This is a genomic window from Profundicola chukchiensis (assembly GCF_029664245.1).
GTDB lineage: Bacteria > Bacteroidota > Bacteroidia > Flavobacteriales > Weeksellaceae > Profundicola > Profundicola chukchiensis.
On the sequence record NZ_JANAIE010000003.1, the window covers coordinates 196945 to 214976 of the forward strand.

The following is an 18032-nucleotide window of genomic DNA, read 5'->3' on the forward strand; positions in this document are numbered from 1 at the left end:
AATAATTATAAAATTCTTTCCAATTTATCTGAATTCCAGTAACAAAAGTGGTATTTAATTGTTGGTTCAAAGAGCGGTCTGGTTAAAATTTGCTTCTCTGAATCGGCAATATCTTTACAGCTTCCGTCTTTATCCATCAATAAAATCGGGTATTTTTCGTGATCATAAGGAATGATTTTTAATTCAGATTGATGTACAAAATAATCTGCGGCTCCTTCTCCAAAATATTGATTCGCAGCTTGTCTTTTTTCTTCAAGCTCGTCTTTACTTATTGGATTATTCCTGATTTCAGCTTTTGGAAGTCGTCTTTGAACCACCGAAATCGCCAGTGTTCTTAGTATTAAATCTGAATGATTTTGCCATTGTTTTATGGAGAACATCACATCATTATCATCAAGTTCCAAGAAAACATCAATATCGTCTGAACTAAATTTTTCATTAAAATCTCTTTCTAAGAAATATTCTAGGGCTGGAGTGGTTGGTAGCCTCTCTCCCATTTTATATAATTCTTTGGCTCTTTTTAAAGCTTGAATTAAATATAACTCTACCCCAAAGGCAGTTTTATGTAAATAAACTTGCCAATACATAAACATTCTAGAAATCAAGTATTTCTCTACGGAATAAATGCCTTTAACATCAATTACCAACTCATCTTCACGAACATTCATCATGGAAATAATACGATCGGAACCAATATTTCCTTCGGTAACACCCGTGAAGAAGCTATCTCTTTTAAGGTAATCTAACCTATCTATATCTAACTGACTAGCAATTAACTGACCTAGGAATTTACGGTGATATTTTTTCTGAAAAACTTGAATTGCTAAATCTAATTCACCCTTATATTCCTCGTTTAATCTTTGCATAATGCGTAACGAAATATCCTCATGGTGCACACCTTCAACAATGGTTGATTCCAGCGCATGAGAAAATGGTCCATGACCAACATCGTGTAGCAAAATGGCGATATAAAGTGCTCTTTCTTCCTCAGGAGAAATCTGTACATTCTTTTGGCGCAAAGTACTCACGGCTTTTTGCATAAGATGCAAACAACCCAAAGCATGAAGATAACGCGAATGAGTTGCGCCTGGATACACATATTGAGTTAAACCCGTTTGTGAAATTCGGCGCAGTCTTTGAAAGCTTTTATGTTCTATAAGATCAAAAATAAATTCGTCAGGAATTGAAATAAATCCATAAACCGGGTCGTTAAATATTTTAAGCTTGTTCGAGTTTTTCAATTAATCAGTTTTAATTCACACAAAAATAAACAAATCAAATGGCAATAAGAATATTATGGGTAGATGATGAGATAGAGTTGCTAAAACCTCACTGTCTTTTTCTAGAGAAAAAAGGATACACTACCACCACCATGAACAACGCAACCGATGCTCTTGAGTTGCTAGAAGAAGAGAATTTCTCTGCCATTTTATTAGATGAAAACATGCCTGGAATGGGTGGATTAGAAGCTATATCTAAGATTAAACAAATTCGACCTAATATTCCGGTGGTGATGGTGACCAAGAATGAGGAGGAACATATCATGGAAGAGGCCATTGGGGCACATATTGCTGATTATTTGATAAAACCAGTCAATCCGAATCAAATTGTTTTGAGTTTGAAGAAAATTTTAGATGGCTCAAAAATCATTACTGAGAAAGCTGTTGTGAATTATCAAATGGAATTCCGCCAAATAGCGATGGACTTAATGAATGCTCGAGATTATCATGATTGGACGGCAGTTTATAAGAAATTAGTGCATTGGGAGATTAATTTAGAAAACATAGATGATCAAAATATGCTGCAGATTCTAAATGATCAAAAAGCTGATGCTAACAATCATTTCGCCAAGTTTGTTGAGAGAAACTACTTGGATTGGTTAGATGGATCAGATCGCCCCGAGTTATCTCATACGGTGTTTAATAGCTATGTACGACCTCAACTAAAAGATAAAAACACAATTCTTATAATGGTCGATAATCTTCGCTATGATCAGTGGAAAGTGATTCAACCTTTGTTTCAACAGTATTTTAACCATACGCAAGAAGAAATGTATTACAGCATTTTGCCATCTTCTACGCAATACGCTAGAAATTCATTTTTCGCGGGCAGAATGCCATTAGAGATTGAGAAAAGATTTCCAGATTATTGGAAAAATGATACCGATGATGGGAATAAAAATGATTTTGAGCCTGAGTTATTAGAAGATAATTTAGCAAGATTAGGCTTAAAAGACTTAAAAACTAAGTATTATAAAATCCTGAATTCCGGATTTGAAAAACATGTTCTAGATAAGTTTCATTCATTTAAAAATAATGACCTAACTGTTATTGTATATAATTTTATTGATATTTTATCTCATGCAAAAACAGATAACCGTATTATTTCTGAGATGATTAGAGATGATAAAACCTATCGTTCGGTGACACAAAATTGGTTTAAGAATTCTTATTTATTAGAAATCATAAAACAAGCTGCTGAAAACGATATGAGGGTTATTCTTACAACAGACCATGGAACTATCTATGTAAAACAACCTTCAAAGGTGATTGGAGATAAAGAAACGAGTACTAATTTAAGATATAAATTAGGAAGACAGCTACAATTTGATCCGGATGATGTAATGGTGGTTGATAAGCCTGAAGAATACCAATTACCAAAAGTGAATGTTAGTTCTAAGTATATTTTTGCTAAAAATGATGTTTTCTTGGCTTATCCTAAGAACTATAATCACTATGTGAATTACTATAAAAACACCTATCAACACGGCGGAGTTTCTATGGAAGAGATGATTATTCCTTTTGTAGTGATGGAGAATAAGTAGAAAGCTCTGCTATAGGAATATTACCAATAAGCCACTAACAATCAGCGATATTTAACTGATTTAATTCTGCCTGTTTAAGAATTTAGTTTACATTGATTCTTCTAAAAGTTAAAAATATCTTACTTTAGAGGAAACTCTATAATTATGAAAACTTTTAACTTCAAGAATCTGCTTGTACTAATATGCTTTAGTTTTATTGTACTTGGCTGTACGATACAACAACCCCTTCCCAATTCGCTATATGGGGAATGGACTTTTATAAAAACTGGGATCAGAATAGATAGTGGAAACGAAAGACTCCACGATTATATCACTCCATGCTATAAGGAAAATGATAGAATTCACTTTTCATCAGACAAAAAGATGACCTTGCGTTGGTATGACCCTAATTGTGGTTTTCATTATAACGCCATTGGAAGCTACAGCATTGTAGGAAACAGTATAATGCTTGAATTATCCGGTGATGATCCATATCAAAACAATCCATTTCCGCCGGTGACGGAGTTTAGGATTATTTACATTAATGATACCACCTTAAAGTTAGAAGAGATTCCAGATGAAAATAATACATCAGGTGAAGCTTTAGTATTTGTTTTCCTAAAATATGATGCTTAATTCTATTAAAAACTCGATTGCTTTATTGTGGAGTTTTTAATACAAATCGTTAAATAAAAAATACTCTTACTAATCCATAACACACTTTCACTCACTCAATACATGCTTATACTAAAGCGCTGCTTTTCTGAGCTTCATTTTTTCGTAGGTTTAAATTGATTTAAGGTTAAAAAAGAGCTTTGGCTCTATTTAAACATTGAATTACTAACCAAGAAAAACGAGAAGTTATGAAAACAAAATTATTATTTATGGGAGCTTTGCTCTTTCTGCTTATGACCAGTTGGTCGTTTGCACAGAAAACTCCCGTCGGAGATGGAAATCTAAAGAAAGACAAACCCACAACAGGAGTTAATTCCTCAGAAACAATTCAGGCGAATAACCCTATTTTAATTATTACTTCGCCCACCAAAAACGAACAAGTTAAATCTCCTTTAATTGTTGAAGGAAATGCAGATCGAAATACTGTAATCGAAGTTAATGTTGTTGTAAACTATACAGGAGGTTCCCAGGATTTAGGAACTTTCAAGGTAAATACCAAAAGTGATGGATCATGGTCTACCATTCCCATTAATTTATGGATGCCGGAGGGTGCTAAAAATGTAAAGTTTGATATTACAGCCTCTATTGAACAAGGCGATACAACCTACACGACAAATGTAGTTTCGGTTAGACCTCCTCAAAAAACACAGACCATTCCCCTTTCTGAACTTAAAGAAGCTAGAATTAAGAAATTAAATCCTAAAGCAATTCAGAAAAGTAAAAGAGGAGGTAATCAAACAGGGGCTAAGGGCGTGAAAACTCCACGAAGACCTAAGGCAAATAATACTACCAAGGGAAATAATAACTCAAGGATAGTAGGGATTGCCGATACAAAAAAGCCTATAACGCAGGTTAAGCCAAAGCCAGGGGTTAAGCTTGAAAAAAAGTACTTTAATGCTAAAGATTTTGTCAAGGCAGCTCAAAGGTTGAGGCTTCGAACCGTAAATAGTTCTAAAAGTTCTGGAGATAATTCAACAATCACTGTAACTAAAAAACAAAAGGGTGATGAGTTTTGCACAGATGTTACCTTAAACACAAAGATTGAAACCAGTCAATTCAAAGATTTTACTATTGGCGATGGACCGCCAGATTGGATGAGACCAGGAGTTATTTTATCAGTCCCAGAGTTTATTCAAGGAGGAGCTAAAATCGAGGAAAGATACAACAGAGGTCCGATAACTATCTTCAATACAACATTTAGATCTAAGCCATCTCAACGTGTGGTAAATCCCAAAAATAGATCTGCAATCAAAAATGCAACGGATAAACTTGTATCCACTTCTAATAAAACTTTACACCCTGCTAACATCCATTATTCTTACAAAGAAATTCGCAATGAAGATGAGTTTAACATTCATGTTAATGGACGATATTCTAAGGGGTTTAATACTTTTGCAGCACATTTTGGAGTAGACAATTCAAGTAAAAAAGATTATCACTATTATTTAGTAGAGTTCACCCAAATATTATTTAGTGTAGAAGTTGATGGACTTGACCCGAATAATGTATTCCCAGATAATCCTGAGGTAAGTTTAGAGGACTATGTTTATATATCTAAAGTTAATTATGGTAGAAAGGGGTATTTCATGTTTAAATCTAAAGAAAGTTTAGAGCAACTAGGGGTTAGCGCAGGCGCTACTGCAAGTTATCTTGGCAATAATATGAGCATAGAAGCTAACTTGGAAAAAATATCTCAATCAAAGGATGTAGAAATTAATGCATTTTATTGGGGTGGTACAATTTCAAGCGCAATAGATGATTTAATTGCAGATAGAAATAGCAAAAACTGGAAGCCACTTAAAGAGTTTATGAAAGGGCATAAATTCACGGAAGCTGAATCTTTCCCTATAAGTTATCAATTAAAAAACCTTAATAATGAATTGGTGGGACTTAGTTCCACAAATAACCATAAGGTTGAAACCTGTGTTCCATTAGAAAAAGATGTACATCTAAAAGTAACCTTTTTAGCTTTACAAGCTCAAACAACAAGAGATGGTAACATTGCTCATTATGGACCGACACAACATATAAAATATATATCCAATAATAAAAAGCAAAGCGATATTCAATCTAAAAGAGTTTATACAACGCTTCCAAATCGAAAGAAATGCAATAGAAAAGAATTAGGTTATGACCCTGATTTCATTCCATTAATTTGCGGTGATAGGAGTAATCAAGTTCATGTAGGGGTAACCAATAAAATAAAGAGTCCTAGACAACCAAATATTAATAACTCAATTGTATTCAAAGTTACTCCCGAAATGGCAAAGGATAAAAATGCTAAATTTATTATTGATACTCATATATGGGAATATACAACTAGTTGGGGTTTTAATGATGACCTAGAATTAAATGATGGCTCACGCGAAACTGACGTTGCTATTAATGATGTGCTTTCTATATTAATAAACAAAAATACAAATGCGCTTGATTCATATAACCCCGAGCCACATTTTGATAACAATGTTGATCAAAACCTTAAGTTTCTACAATTTAATGGAACTCAATTACCTCTAATGGTTAAAAAAAGTGGAAATAGAGTACTTTTAGAAGGTCCTATCTATAAAAAGACTAAAGGTAGCTCAGCTGAAAAAGCTTTTGCCTGGATGCGCTTTGAACTTTTAGAAGATTAATTTTTATAAACTATAAAATTTACCACCTATAACTATTCAGTTATGGGTGGTTTTAATTTATATTAAGCCTTAAACAAATTAATAATTACCTCTCTTTTATCCTTACTAACGGGTATTTGAGTCTGATTTTTCATCACGACATACCCTCCATCAGACCTAGAGTATTGAACAAGATAGTTGGGATTGATTAAATATGACTTATGAACACGAATAAAATAGAAAGGCTTTAATAACTCATTAATGGTTTTTAAAGTTTTACTAATCAATAAACTTTTCCCATTTGACAAGAATATATTGGTATAATTGCTTTGACTCTGACAATAAATTATATTATCCACTTCTAAATATCGATATCCCCCAGCAACTGGTACAGATATTTTACTTTTCATAAAGCCCTCTCGCTTAAGATGTGATATTAACTCAGAAATATCTTGATCAACATCTTCCTCATTATCTCGAGTTTTTGTCCAATGCCCTACAGCTTCCAGCAATTCTGTTTCATCGATTGGTTTTAATAAATAACTTATCGCATGTGTCTTAAAAGCCTCAATGGCATATTCACTATAAGCAGTTGTAAAAATTACATCAAAATCTCGATCTACAAAGTTTTCTAAAAATTGAAAACCTGACATACCCGGCATTTCAATATCTAAAAACAATAAATCTATCTGTTTTTCTTTAAGCTCGGCAATTGCCTTCTCTACTTTACTTGACTTATAGACAATGTCAATGCTCGGAAATAAATTAACTAAAGTTATCTCCAAACTCTCTATACAATGCAGCTCATCATCTATAATCGCAACTCTCATACAATTCGAATATATGAAAATATTTTATTGCATATCTAGTATGACTTGAGTTCCGCTGTCATCTTCCTTGTCGATGATGCTCATTTTCATCTTACAATCAAAGCTATTATTAAAGTGTTCTATCCTCTCGGACGTGATTTTCATTCCTAAGCTCTTTTTCTTAATATAGCCTGTTTTCAACTCTTTACTCTTTTTTCTTCCAATCCCATTATCATCTATTATAATTCGCGTTCCATCACCATGGTCTTTTACTATTATTTTTAATTCTCGCGAATCTTTTCGAGAAACCAGTAATCCATGCCAAATAGCATTTTCGATAATGGGTTGCAACAACATCGGAGGAATTTTAACTTGAGATAAATTCACGTCATTGGTTTCAATATGATAGGTAAAACTACCACCGAAACGATATTCTTCCAACTCAAGATAATAGTTAATCAGCTTAAGTTCCTCGTCTAAACTAATCGTTTCTTTTTTAGGCAACTCTAGCGTCATTCTAATAAATCGACTAAAAGTATTCAAATACCGACTGGCACTTTTGTTTTCTTCTTTTTTAATTAAAAGATTAATCGCATTTAAACAGTTAAAAATAAAGTGAGGATTTACCTGCATTCGAGAAATTGTAATCTCTGCCTCCGCCAAGCTTTTCTTATACTCAGTCTGCAAAAGCTGCTTTTCATTTTCTTGTAATTGCTTTTCTGCAGCTCGTCTGGCACTAATATTTCTATACTGAATCAAGGAAAATAGAATTATACCTAATACACAAATGGCAAGAGCATAACTAAATAATTTTTGATTTTTAATCTTTTCTGATGACTTGCGAATCTCTTCTTCTTTGAGAATTTTATCCTTTTCTAATAAAGCAATTTCGGATTCCTTTTTATCAAGATCATATTCCTGAGTTAACGCAGAAATTTTAATTTCTTGATTTTTAAGACCTAAACTATCTTGATATCTACTTGCATTTTTATAATAATCTAAAGCTTCCTTTAGTTTTCCCTTTTCTTCCATTAAACTCGAAATACTGAAGGAATTTTTAACTATTAAATCTAAAAGTTCTAGTTTATAAGCTAACTGCAATGAATTTTGAAAATAGTTAAGAGCCTCCTTTTTATTCCCTAATGAAATCTCGTTATTCCCTAAACGATGATAAGTGTGGGCAACATTATAAATTTTGTTTACTTTCTCATACCCTTTTAACGCCTTGGTTAAATACTCTTTCCCCAAGACTGGATTGTTATTTACATTGATATATGCTCTACCCATTGCTTCGTTGGTAATAGCAATTCCAAATTCATCTTTTAATTTCTCATTTATTTCTTTCAGCTTAGAAAGCGTTTCAAATGCTGCATCTGCATTATTGTTATCGATATAATGGTAGGCAATTGAAAGATAGTTCATTGCCATTCCAAGTGAATCATTTCTTGCTTCGCTCGACTCTACGGCCTTATTAAAATAAAAAATTGCTTGTTCCTCTTCTCTAGGTATTTTACTAAGAGTGTTTCCTAACCCATTACTAGAAATAGCAATATTTCTTAAGTTATTCTCTTGCTCTGCTAGTTTCAAGGCTTTCAAGTAATAGATTACAGCATCGTCATACTGCTGAGAATACCTCGCTGCTAACCCTGCGTTATTCGCAAAAATCATTTTATATAAAATCTCCACTTTCTTATGCTCCACCAGTTCATAAGCTCTAACATGAAGATTCATGGCTAGTTTATACCATTCATGATATCTATATAAAAGGCCAAGATTATCTAAACTTCTTGCGTATAGTAAGGTATCTTCTAAACTTAAAGCTTTATCAATCGCTAGATTAGCCAATCGATATTCTTCTTTCTCATTATGCTTTTCTTTATGTAGCTGCCTACTTTCTTCTATTAATTCTACAATACTCAGCGTATCTTTTACACTTTTTTGAGCATATAGATTTACCCCCATGAAAAATAACACGAGGAGAGAGAGCTGTAATTTTTGTTGAGTTTTTATGTAATTAAGTTTAAAGTTCAAAATATGAGTTAAAAGTAGTTGAAAACTTGCGCTTTCTCAAAAATAAATAATTTTGAAGATTAATCAATTCGAATTCACTCGTTTCAGGTCTGTTTTGCATAACATGAATTACATCTACTTATTTCTATGAAAATAAATTACCTTTGTGAGATGACTTTTGTTTCACATGATTTAATCGACCTTCCCAAGATTGTGGCTGATATCCTGCCACAAATTGAACATGATGTGATATTGTTTAGAGGAGAAATGGGTGCAGGTAAAACAACTTTGATCAAGGAATTTCTAATTCAATTAGGTTCCGAGGACATTGTTAGTAGCCCTACCTATGCTTTGGTAAATGAATATGAAACACCAAAAGGCAGTGTTTATCATTTTGATTTTTATCGAATTAATGATGAAGACGAAGCTTACGATATGGGATGGGAAGAATATGCTTATAGTGGAAATTTATGTTTAGTAGAATGGCCTGAGCGAATTGAATCATTGATTCCCGAAAATTATCATACCTTAGAAATCATAAATAAAGACAACGTGCGAACAATAAGCTTTAAATAATGGGTAGTCAATATTTTTCACCTTTTTCCAAACATGAATTAATGCCACGTGAGGAGAAGTTAGAAGTGGCGAGAAAGAATGGAAAACTTCAGATTGGTATTCCGAGAGAAACTCATTTTCAAGAAAAACGTGTATGCCTTACGCCAGATGCGGTTGAGGTATTAGTAGCCAACGACCACAATGTAGTAGTACAATCCAACGCGGGTGAAGGTGCTAAATACTCCGATCAAGAATACTCAGAGGCTGGAGCTAAGATAACACAAGATGCAGAAGAAGTTTTTGGACAGGCTTTAGTTTTAAAAGTAGAACCTCCTACTGAAGAAGAACTTCAACTCTTGAAACCCAATTCATTTTTAGTTTCAACCGTTCAGCCAAGTACAAGAAACAAAGCTTATTTTGAGCATTTAGCAGGAAAGAAAATTTCTGCTTTAGGTTTTGAATATTTACAAGACCAACATGGGCAATTACCTTTGGTTCGTCTTATTTCCGAAATTGCTGGAACTACCTCTATTTTAATTGCAGCTGAACTTTTAGCTACCGATCATGGTGGAAATGGAGTCATGTTAGGTGGAATCGCTGGAGTTCGTCCGGCTGAGGTTGTCATTTTAGGTGGAGGAACGGTTGGCGAATGTGCTGCAAGAGCAGCGATTGGCTTAGGAGCTAGTGTTCGTATTTTTGATTCTTCTCTGATGCGATTAAGAAGATTACAAAATGAAATTGGCCATCGTGTCTCAACCAACACCTTAGATCCAAAAGAAATCAAAAAGGCATTAAGACGTTGTGATATTGCCATTGGAGCGATTCGAGGAAACTCTAGAACTCCTACCATTGTTACAGAAGAAATGGTTCAAACCATGAAACAAGGTGCTGTAATTATTGATGTGAGTATAGACGGAGGTGGTTGTTTTGAAACTTCGGAAATAACAACTCACGAACATCCAACGCATACCAAACATGGTGTAATTCACTATGGCGTAACCAACATTACCTCTCGCTATGCTAGAACAGCAAGTAAGGCATTGAGCAACTTTTTCTTACCTTATTTATTAGAAGTGGGGCACGAAGGTGGATTCGACTGTTTAATTAGCAAAGATGCTGGATTAAGAAATGGATGTTACTTATTTAAAGGACGCCACGCAAATAGAGAACTAGCAGAATGGTTCGATTTAGATTTTAAAGATATTAATTTGTTGATGTTATGAGTTTTATTGAACGCTTTAAGTTTTATTTGATTGGTGTTTTAGCAGGTACATTTTTGGTTATTTTAATTTTTGGTAAAAGAAATTCGTGCAAAGACATGGTTACTAACTACTTGCCAGGAGGTAGAGTTTTACTGGAAATGAAGAGTAAGCCAATGTTTTATTCAAATGATGCTTTAGCTAAATTAGAATCAGCGAATATAGATACAGCTAGTTTCAGGAATGATATCTTGTCAAAATTAGATATTGATTTTGATTTGAGTGACCAAAGAGCAGAGCCTTGTGGAAAATATGTTGCTTACTATCAAGATTCTACACATCATTGGAAGCTTAACTTAGAAAAATGTAAAGAAAAAGTGGATGTAAAATCCATTGAAGATTATGTTCCGAGCAAATAAAAGTAATTTGTAATTGACGTTCGTCTTTCTTCAAATCACGAGCTTGCTTTTAATTTAATTCCTTAGCTTTATACTTATTTTTATTATTTAAAATCACATTATGCAACCTATATCAGGATTTTCAAAGCTTAATAAAAAAGAAAAAATCAATTGGTTAACCGAAAACTATCTAAAGGATTCAAAACAGGCCAAGAAAATTTTAAAACAATATTGGAACGATAATGCTGAACTTCAGCGTTTGCATGATGAATTCTCTGAAAACACGATTTCCAATTATTATATGCCTTTTGGGATTGCCCCAAATTTCTTGATTGACGGGAATCTATATGCAATTCCTATGGCTATTGAGGAAAGTTCTGTGGTTGCAGCAGCTTCTAAGGCAGCAAAATATTGGTTGGATCGCGGTGGTTTTCACACTAAAATTTTAGGTAATAAAAAATTGGGGCATGTTCACTTTATGTTCAAAGGAGATGACCAAAAACTTAAAGCCTTTTTTAATAGCAATCTAAAAGATATTTTAAAAGCTGATACTTCTTCTATTACCAAAAACATGGAGAAAAGAGGTGGCGGTATTTTATCCTTAGAATTAGTAAATAAATCGGCGCAGATTCCACATTACTATCAAATTGAGGCTAAATTTGATACCCGCGATTCAATGGGTGCGAATTTCATCAATTCATGTTTAGAGCAATTTGCTAAGACGTTAGAAAGAGAATTATCTAAGGATGAATCTTTTACACAGGAAGAGAAAGATTCGCTTCAAATTGTAATGTGTATTCTATCCAACTTTACTCCTGAAAATATGGTGAGAGCTGAGGTTAGATGTAAAGTGGAGGATTTAGCAGAAGAAGGAATTTCAGCCGAAGAATTTGTTGAGAAATTCTCTTTAGCCGTTAAAATCGCTGAAGTGGAACCTTATAGATCAACAACGCACAACAAAGGTATCATGAATGGTATTGATGCTGTTGTAATTGCTACTGGAAACGACTTTAGAGCCGTTGAGGCAGATGCGCACACCTACGCTTCAAAGGATGGAACTTATACTAGTTTAACTCACTGTGAAGTTAAAGATGGTGAATTTAGATTTTGGCTCGATTTACCTATTGCTTTAGGTACGGTAGGTGGTTTAACTTCCCTACATCCATTGGTTAAATTCTCTTTAGATTTATTAGGAAATCCTGATGCTCAGAAGTTGATGGGAATCGTTGCGGTAGCTGGACTGGCACAAAATTTCGCAGCATTACGCTCATTAACTACAGTTGGAATTCAGAAAGGGCATATGAAGATGCATTTGTATAATATTCTAAATCAATTAGGTGCCAACACCCGAGAAAGAGAATATTTTACGGTTTACTTTAGAGACAAAACAGTTACGCATCATGCTGTTGTAGAGGAGTTTATGCGCATTAGAAAGCTTAAATCTTTGGATGACTTATAGTTTTAATAGACTATTATTTATCTAATTTAAGTATTTAATCACTATATTTAATTTATGTCCATGGTTTTAGAAATTTTACACGCAGAAGATAATTTTCATTTAGAACTACCTGTTTACACAAACGGAATTAGTTGTGGAATGCCTAATCCTCAATACGAAAGTATTGCCGGAAAAATGGATATGAATAAAAAGCTAATTCAAAATCCACTTACTACTTTTTATGCTAGAGTAAGCGGACAGTCTATGATTGATGATGGTATAGACGATGGAGATTTATTAGTAATCGATAGAAGTCTAGAGCCAGAGGATGGTAAGATTGCGGTTTGCTTTATTGATGGTGAGTTTACTTGTAAAAGAATAAAGCTAAAAAGAGATGGCATTTGGTTAATGCCGGCCAATGTAGACTATAGACCTATTCACATTTCAGAAGAGAGTAACTTCCAAATTTGGGGTATCGTTACGCATGTGATTAAATCTTTTTAATCATCACAACGAATTCCCACCTAAGTATTTAATAATTAATAGTAAGTACACTTCCATTAAGATGCGCTAAGAACTTTCTTGGGGTTCTACCTTGTGTGGCATCATTCAGCGGTTGACCCGTGCGCAACAACCATTCTGCTCCATCGTGTGGACAAACAATTTTAAGGTCTTCATAAACTTCTAAAGTAGTATCTGACGAAGGACAAAGATGTGGTGCATTACGATCATATGCATTAAAACCATTACCCGTATTTACGATAATCATTCCTCTACTTCCATTGGTTCCATCTGGAGCAAGTTCCACGTAACCATTTGGCATGTTTAAATCTGAATAAGCTGGAAGGTTAAGATTATACTGAGCCGATACGCTAACATTTGGTATACAGCTTACAGTTGTATCCTCGTCATTACAACTTATACAAATCATTGAAAAAAAGAAAGTTAAAAACACGAATTTTATATAGAAAAGCTTTTTAAAATGTTTCATCTTGAAAAAATTTGTATATTTGTATTGATAGTCCCCACAATTACGTGCGGGATTATTCTTTTATTAATAATAGATACATTATGGCAAATATACAATATGTAACCAAAGAAGGCTTAGATAAATTGCGTGCAGAATTGAAGCAATTAGAAACAGTTGAAAGACCAAATATTACTCAACAAATTGCTGATGCACGAGATAAAGGAGATTTATCGGAGAATGCTGAGTATGATGCAGCTAAGGAAGCACAAGGAATGTTAGAGTCAAGAATCTCTAAATTAAAAGATTTGGTGGCTAACGCTCGTATTATCGATGCTTCTCTATTAGACGCTAACAAAGTATCCATCTTATCGACAGTAACGTTAAAAAATACTGCGAATGGACAAACTATGACTTATAGTTTAGTACCTGAATCAGAGTCTGATTTAAAAGCAGGTAAGATTTCAGTGAACACTCCTATTGCCAAAGGTTTATTGGGTAAAAAATTGGGTGATTTAGCAGAGATTTCTTTACCTAATGGTAACAAATTGAACTTCGAAATCATCGATCTTAAATTAGAAATGTAATATGTCTAGTATTTTCACGAAAATTATTAAAGGAGAAATTCCATCTTATAAAGTAGCTGAAAATGACAATTACATTGCTTTTTTAGATGCATTCCCATTAGTAGAAGGTCATACATTAGTAGTTCCAAAAAAGGAAGTTGATAAAATTTGGGATTTGGATAAAGAGATCTATCTAGGATTGATGGATTTCGCATATGATATCGCTCAAGGGATGGAAAAAGTTATTCCATGTTTACGTGTAGGTGTTGCTGTAGTTGGCTTAGAAGTTCCTCATGTGCATGTGCATTTAGTTCCTCTTAATGAAATGAACGATATTAACTTTATGCAACCAAAAAAGAAATTTTCCGCTGAAAAAATGCAAGAGATTGCAGATAAAATTAAATCGGCACTATAATATTTGTTTTAAAGTATAGATATAATGAAACAGCCCTGAAGAAGTCAATTCCTCAGGGCTGTTTTATTATTAACTTATTTGCATGTGGTCTAATTTCTTACCCATCAAAGTTTTCTCGCCAACAACCTTAAAACCAAGTTTTTGATATAAGCGCTTAGCATTAGGGTTTTCTTCTTCCACCAAAAGACCTAAGGTTTCATTTCTTTTATGTACAAATTCATCAATTAAAAAATTAAACATTTTAGATCCCAAACCTTTTCCTTGATGATATTCGCTCACGCCAACGCAGTCAATGTAAAATTCCCCCGATTGAGTTTCGTCCTCAGGATTAAAGTCTCGATTGAAGCGCGTTTTTATGAGTTCTCCGACAGGTTTTCTCAACTGATATAGATTTCCTCCATTATAAACACAAGCCACAGCTACAGGCTCTGAATCTAATTCAGCAACCCAACAATTCTCAAAGGAATATTGATTTCCTCTAGATTGAATCAATTCTTCTAGAACCTCAATGGCCACTTCATAATTTCTTTCACCAATAAATCCATAGAAAATATCTTCCATAGCCAACATTAAATACGTCGCTATAGGTTTAGCATCTTCAGCATTTGCTTTACGAATCATCATATTCATCTTGATATTTTATCTCTTTTCCGAGGCTTTGTTAGCCTCTTTCTCCAAATCGACATAATAACTCTTAGGTGAAGGTAGAATCCATTTCTGGTGTCCAAAATAGCTCCATTTGGTATTAGCTAAATCAACTTCTGGATCAATAAAATCAAAGAAGGGCCCATCATTAACTTTTACCTGAGAGTTTCGGTAGTAGACCTTAACAGAATCAATTCCTTGTTCCTCATATTTAGTCTTCAAAATTTGAGCAAATTGCCAAATCATATCAGGTTTTGTCTTAACGCTGTTCATTTGATGGTTAGAAAGATATTTCATTAGGTTTTCATGCACCACTTTTCCATCAGGTAAATGAGTTACAAAATATCCTTTTCCTAGTTTACTTCGCAGCATCATACGCCATGCCATTCTATGCCCTTCTTCTGTCCAAGTTACGTCGTCTTCTATCAAATGATGTCTTAGGGGTAAATAAATTTGAAACAAAGTAAAAATAGCTAGAAACCATAAGACTAATCTTTTTCTTACCACCGAAACCTGTACCCTTTCGTCCATAACGTTTCGAGACTTAAATGGCAGAAATACTTCTTTAATGGTTTTGTTATCGAAAAAGAATATACAAAGCGCTAAAGCAAAATATGGGAAAATTCCTATTTGAAGCGTTATCGAATTAAATAAATGGAATAAAACCGCTGCTGCAAAAGCTATTTTTCTTGTAGGTTTAAATAACAATAAAGGAACGATTAAAAAATCAAAACCAATTCCAGCATAGGATAGAAATTGTGCTAAATCTTTGCTTCTTAAAAATTCTGAAAATACATTTTGACCAAACCTTTCTTCAAACCAATGTGCGCTATGCGACAATCTAAGCGGCAAGAAATGATTGTTTAACCAACCTGGAGTTAATTTAGCAATGGCTGCAAAAATATAGACACAGCTGATGAGAATTTCAAATATAATGTAATTCCATCTTGAAACGGATTGCGATCGAACTTTAGAATTCATATTTGCATCTAATGACAAATAATTATTCGCCGGCATCCAAATCATTAGAAAACTCACTAACATCATTAAATAGTAATGATTGTTATAATGCGATTTCTGCATGAAATAAGTTAAACTCCACAGTAAAAAGAATAGAATGATAGCTGTACGGTAAAATGCACCCAGCATGATGAGAAGTCCTAGAAAGCCCATGACGCCGTAGACAGCATACATAGTTTCTCCCACCAACATTTGGGTCCAATCAAATCCAATAAAATTTATGGTAAATTGAACATCAACAAATGTTTCCTTCACCCATCCTGTAGCGATTGCTCCCCAACACTCTATCATAACCAGTAAACCGAAAAATACTCGGAATACGATTAGCTTGGAGTTATCAACTTTTTCAAAAAGAAAATTCATAAATGAAAAAACACTTTCCTACAAAAGTAGGAAAGTGTTTTATATATTCTTGTCTTATTATTAATTAGAATCTGTATCCTATACTAAAATGAAGGTTAGAAGTTCTATTTTTTCTGTCTTTTACTTGTGCTTCTTGAACTGCATCTGTAAATCCATATAAATATCTAAATTCAAACTCCCAAGTTCTTAAGTAAGAAAATCCTACTCCCAATAAAGCACCTACATCAATAGAATTATATTCATCATCTTGATACCCTGTGTTAGCTTGGTTTTTAATATTATCATTGATTAAAAAACCTACTTGTGGACCAATAATTCCATAAAATTCTGTGTCTTGTTCAGAAAAGTATGGTTTGAATAATAATGGCACATTGATATAATCTAATTGATATAATTCATCATAATTCTCTCCTGTGTTTTTCTCTCCTTGTTGAGAGTACAAAACCTCTGGTTGAAAATAGAATTGATTGTTTTGTCCAATTGGAATAGTAGCAAATCCACCTACATGGAAACCATATCTAGAACCTGAATCACCATGAATATCCTTCAAATTCGTGATATTCAATCCTGCTTTGGCTCCATAAGTTATTTGTGCGTAACTAATGGTGGATACGATTAAGATTAAACTTAATAATAATTTTTTCATTGTTTCTGATTTTTTATCCTAGAACCTCGGCAACTTTTGCTCCAATTTTCGCTGGTGATTCAACTACGTGAATACCACACTCTGACATAATCGCCATCTTAGCTTGTGCTGTGTCGTCTTTTCCACCAACAATTGCACCTGCGTGTCCCATTGTTCTACCTTTTGGAGCTGTTTGTCCTGCGATAAATCCAACAACTGGTTTTTTGTTACCTGTTTCTTTAATCCAACGAGCTGCATCAGCTTCTAATTGACCACCAATCTCACCAATCATAACGATACATTCAGTCTCATCATCATTCATGAAAAGCTCAATAGCTTCTTTAGTTGTAGTTCCAATAATTGGGTCACCACCAATACCGATAGCAGTAGAGATTCCGTATCCAGCCTTTACAACTTGATCAGCTGCTTCATAAGTTAAAGTACCTGATTTAGATACGATACCTACTTTACCTTTTTTGAAGATAAATCCTGGCATAATACCAACTTTAGCTTCTCCTGGTGTGATAACACCTGGGCAGTTAGGTCCGATTAACGTACAATCTCTTGCATCGATGTAAGCTTGAACATTCACCATATCGGCAACAGGAATACCTTCTGTAATTGCAATGATAACTTTGATTCCTGCATCAGCAGCCTCCATGATAGCATCTGCTGCGAAAGCTGGTGGAACAAAGATAATACTAACGTCTGCTCCAGCTTGTTCTACAGCATCTTTCACTGTATTAAAAACTGGTCTTCCCAAATGCTCTTGACCTCCTTTTCCTGGAGTTACACCACCAACAACGTTGGTACCGTATTCGATCATTTGTTCTGCATGGAAAGTTCCTTCGTTTCCGGTAAATCCTTGTACAATTATTTTAGAGTTTTTGTTCACAAGTACTGACATCCTATTGTGTTTTTTTTAGTTTGAG

The 18032-nt window shown here is 34.0% G+C and carries 18 protein-coding genes; 10 read left to right on the forward strand and 8 right to left on the reverse strand.

Annotated elements, in window-relative coordinates; all coding sequences use genetic code 11:
* Positions 1 to 5: 5 nt before the first annotated feature.
* Complete coding sequence (locus NLM59_RS05265; protein WP_304416703.1) at positions 6 to 1241, reverse strand: HD domain-containing protein; 1236 nt, start codon at positions 1239 to 1241, stop codon at positions 6 to 8.
* Positions 1242 to 1279: 38 nt separating this feature from the next.
* Between NLM59_RS05265 and porX the strand changes: the two genes are divergently transcribed.
* The 3 genes from porX (at position 1280) to NLM59_RS05280 (ending at position 6111) form a co-directional block, all read left to right on the forward strand.
* Positions 1280 to 2824 (forward strand): T9SS response regulator signal transducer PorX, encoded by a 1545-nt coding sequence (porX, locus tag NLM59_RS05270; RefSeq protein ID WP_304416704.1) that lies wholly within the window; start codon positions 1280 to 1282, stop codon positions 2822 to 2824.
* Between the two features lie 144 nt (positions 2825 to 2968).
* Positions 2969 to 3439 carry a lipocalin family protein gene (locus NLM59_RS05275; protein ID WP_304416705.1) on the forward strand — a complete coding sequence of 157 codons (471 nt, stop codon included), beginning with the start codon at positions 2969 to 2971 and terminating at the stop codon, positions 3437 to 3439.
* Positions 3440 to 3666: 227 nt separating this feature from the next.
* A complete protein-coding gene (locus NLM59_RS05280; protein WP_304416706.1) occupies positions 3667 to 6111 on the forward strand; it encodes a hypothetical protein in 2445 nt (814 codons plus the stop codon).
* A 62-nt stretch (positions 6112 to 6173) separates the two neighbouring features.
* Here NLM59_RS05280 and NLM59_RS05285 read toward each other — a convergent pair whose 3' ends face one another.
* Both NLM59_RS05285 and NLM59_RS05290 read right to left on the reverse strand, forming a co-directional pair.
* On the reverse strand, positions 6174 to 6920 hold the full coding sequence (locus NLM59_RS05285; RefSeq protein WP_304416707.1) for a LytR/AlgR family response regulator transcription factor: 747 nt from the start codon (positions 6918 to 6920) through the stop codon (positions 6174 to 6176).
* Positions 6921 to 6944: 24 nt separating this feature from the next.
* A complete protein-coding gene (locus tag NLM59_RS05290) occupies positions 6945 to 8930 on the reverse strand; it encodes a histidine kinase (protein WP_304416708.1) in 1986 nt (661 codons plus the stop codon).
* Between the two features lie 126 nt (positions 8931 to 9056).
* Between NLM59_RS05290 and tsaE the strand changes: the two genes are divergently transcribed.
* The 5 genes from tsaE (at position 9057) to NLM59_RS05315 (ending at position 13003) form a co-directional block, all read left to right on the forward strand.
* The gene (gene tsaE, locus NLM59_RS05295; RefSeq protein WP_304416709.1) at positions 9057 to 9485 is read left to right on the forward strand and encodes a tRNA (adenosine(37)-N6)-threonylcarbamoyltransferase complex ATPase subunit type 1 TsaE; all 429 of its coding nucleotides are present in this window, start codon (positions 9057 to 9059) and stop codon (positions 9483 to 9485) included.
* Positions 9485 to 10687 carry an alanine dehydrogenase gene (locus NLM59_RS05300; protein ID WP_304416710.1) on the forward strand — a complete coding sequence of 401 codons (1203 nt, stop codon included), beginning with the start codon at positions 9485 to 9487 and terminating at the stop codon, positions 10685 to 10687. Before tsaE ends, NLM59_RS05300 begins: the two co-directional genes overlap by 1 nt.
* Positions 10684 to 11082 (forward strand): hypothetical protein, encoded by a 399-nt coding sequence (locus NLM59_RS05305; RefSeq protein WP_304416711.1) that lies wholly within the window; start codon positions 10684 to 10686, stop codon positions 11080 to 11082. The genes NLM59_RS05300 and NLM59_RS05305 overlap by 4 nt, the downstream gene beginning before the upstream one ends.
* A 100-nt stretch (positions 11083 to 11182) precedes the next feature.
* Complete coding sequence (locus NLM59_RS05310) at positions 11183 to 12520, forward strand: hydroxymethylglutaryl-CoA reductase, degradative (RefSeq protein WP_304416712.1); 1338 nt, start codon at positions 11183 to 11185, stop codon at positions 12518 to 12520.
* Positions 12521 to 12574: 54 nt separating this feature from the next.
* Positions 12575 to 13003: a LexA family protein gene (locus NLM59_RS05315; protein WP_304416713.1), complete on the forward strand. Its 429-nt coding sequence runs from the start codon at positions 12575 to 12577 to the stop codon at positions 13001 to 13003.
* 28 nt (positions 13004 to 13031) lie between these two features.
* Here the strand turns inward: NLM59_RS05315 and NLM59_RS05320 are convergent, their stop codons facing one another.
* Entirely contained in the window at positions 13032 to 13490 is a 459-nt protein-coding gene (locus tag NLM59_RS05320; protein WP_304416714.1) for a Rieske (2Fe-2S) protein, read from the reverse strand.
* 80 nt (positions 13491 to 13570) lie between these two features.
* Here NLM59_RS05320 and greA point away from each other — a divergent pair, with 80 nt between their 5' ends.
* Both greA and NLM59_RS05330 read left to right on the forward strand, forming a co-directional pair.
* Positions 13571 to 14053 (forward strand): transcription elongation factor GreA, encoded by a 483-nt coding sequence (greA, locus tag NLM59_RS05325; RefSeq protein ID WP_304416715.1) that lies wholly within the window; start codon positions 13571 to 13573, stop codon positions 14051 to 14053.
* A gap of 1 nt (position 14054) precedes the next feature.
* Entirely contained in the window at positions 14055 to 14447 is a 393-nt protein-coding gene (locus NLM59_RS05330) for an HIT family protein (protein ID WP_304416716.1), read from the forward strand.
* Positions 14448 to 14516: 69 nt separating this feature from the next.
* Here NLM59_RS05330 and NLM59_RS05335 read toward each other — a convergent pair whose 3' ends face one another.
* The 4 genes from NLM59_RS05335 to sucD form a co-directional block, all read right to left on the reverse strand.
* Complete coding sequence (locus NLM59_RS05335) at positions 14517 to 15077, reverse strand: GNAT family N-acetyltransferase (protein ID WP_304416717.1); 561 nt, start codon at positions 15075 to 15077, stop codon at positions 14517 to 14519.
* A 9-nt stretch (positions 15078 to 15086) separates the two neighbouring features.
* Positions 15087 to 16475 (reverse strand): HTTM domain-containing protein, encoded by a 1389-nt coding sequence (locus NLM59_RS05340; RefSeq protein WP_304416718.1) that lies wholly within the window; start codon positions 16473 to 16475, stop codon positions 15087 to 15089.
* A 64-nt stretch (positions 16476 to 16539) separates the two neighbouring features.
* Positions 16540 to 17121 carry a porin family protein gene (locus NLM59_RS05345; RefSeq protein WP_304416719.1) on the reverse strand — a complete coding sequence of 194 codons (582 nt, stop codon included), beginning with the start codon at positions 17119 to 17121 and terminating at the stop codon, positions 16540 to 16542.
* A gap of 13 nt (positions 17122 to 17134) precedes the next feature.
* Positions 17135 to 18007: a succinate--CoA ligase subunit alpha gene (gene sucD / locus NLM59_RS05350; protein WP_304416720.1), complete on the reverse strand. Its 873-nt coding sequence runs from the start codon at positions 18005 to 18007 to the stop codon at positions 17135 to 17137.
* Between the last annotated feature and the right edge of the window lie 25 nt (positions 18008 to 18032).

Bases quoted from the DNA above. Each gene is read 5' to 3' on its own strand.
- NLM59_RS05330 (WP_304416716.1), top strand. From the start codon at position 14,055: ATGTCTAGTATTTTCACGAAAATTATTAAAGGAGAAATTCCATCTTAT.
- NLM59_RS05280 (WP_304416706.1), top strand. From the start codon at position 3,667: ATGAAAACAAAATTATTATTTATGGGAGCTTTGCTCTTTCTGCTTATG.
- NLM59_RS05335 (WP_304416717.1), bottom strand. From the start codon at position 15,077: ATGAATATGATGATTCGTAAAGCAAATGCTGAAGATGCTAAACCTATA.
- NLM59_RS05305 (WP_304416711.1), top strand. From the start codon at position 10,684: ATGAGTTTTATTGAACGCTTTAAGTTTTATTTGATTGGTGTTTTAGCA.
- tsaE (WP_304416709.1), top strand. From the start codon at position 9,057: ATGAAAATAAATTACCTTTGTGAGATGACTTTTGTTTCACATGATTTA.
- sucD (WP_304416720.1), bottom strand. From the start codon at position 18,007: ATGTCAGTACTTGTGAACAAAAACTCTAAAATAATTGTACAAGGATTT.
- NLM59_RS05300 (WP_304416710.1), top strand. From the start codon at position 9,485: ATGGGTAGTCAATATTTTTCACCTTTTTCCAAACATGAATTAATGCCA.
- NLM59_RS05275 (WP_304416705.1), top strand. From the start codon at position 2,969: ATGAAAACTTTTAACTTCAAGAATCTGCTTGTACTAATATGCTTTAGT.
- NLM59_RS05345 (WP_304416719.1), bottom strand. From the start codon at position 17,121: ATGAAAAAATTATTATTAAGTTTAATCTTAATCGTATCCACCATTAGT.
- NLM59_RS05340 (WP_304416718.1), bottom strand. From the start codon at position 16,475: ATGAATTTTCTTTTTGAAAAAGTTGATAACTCCAAGCTAATCGTATTC.
- NLM59_RS05320 (WP_304416714.1), bottom strand. From the start codon at position 13,490: ATGAAACATTTTAAAAAGCTTTTCTATATAAAATTCGTGTTTTTAACT.
- greA (WP_304416715.1), top strand. From the start codon at position 13,571: ATGGCAAATATACAATATGTAACCAAAGAAGGCTTAGATAAATTGCGT.
- NLM59_RS05310 (WP_304416712.1), top strand. From the start codon at position 11,183: ATGCAACCTATATCAGGATTTTCAAAGCTTAATAAAAAAGAAAAAATC.
- NLM59_RS05315 (WP_304416713.1), top strand. From the start codon at position 12,575: ATGTCCATGGTTTTAGAAATTTTACACGCAGAAGATAATTTTCATTTA.
- NLM59_RS05285 (WP_304416707.1), bottom strand. From the start codon at position 6,920: ATGAGAGTTGCGATTATAGATGATGAGCTGCATTGTATAGAGAGTTTG.
- porX (WP_304416704.1), top strand. From the start codon at position 1,280: ATGGCAATAAGAATATTATGGGTAGATGATGAGATAGAGTTGCTAAAA.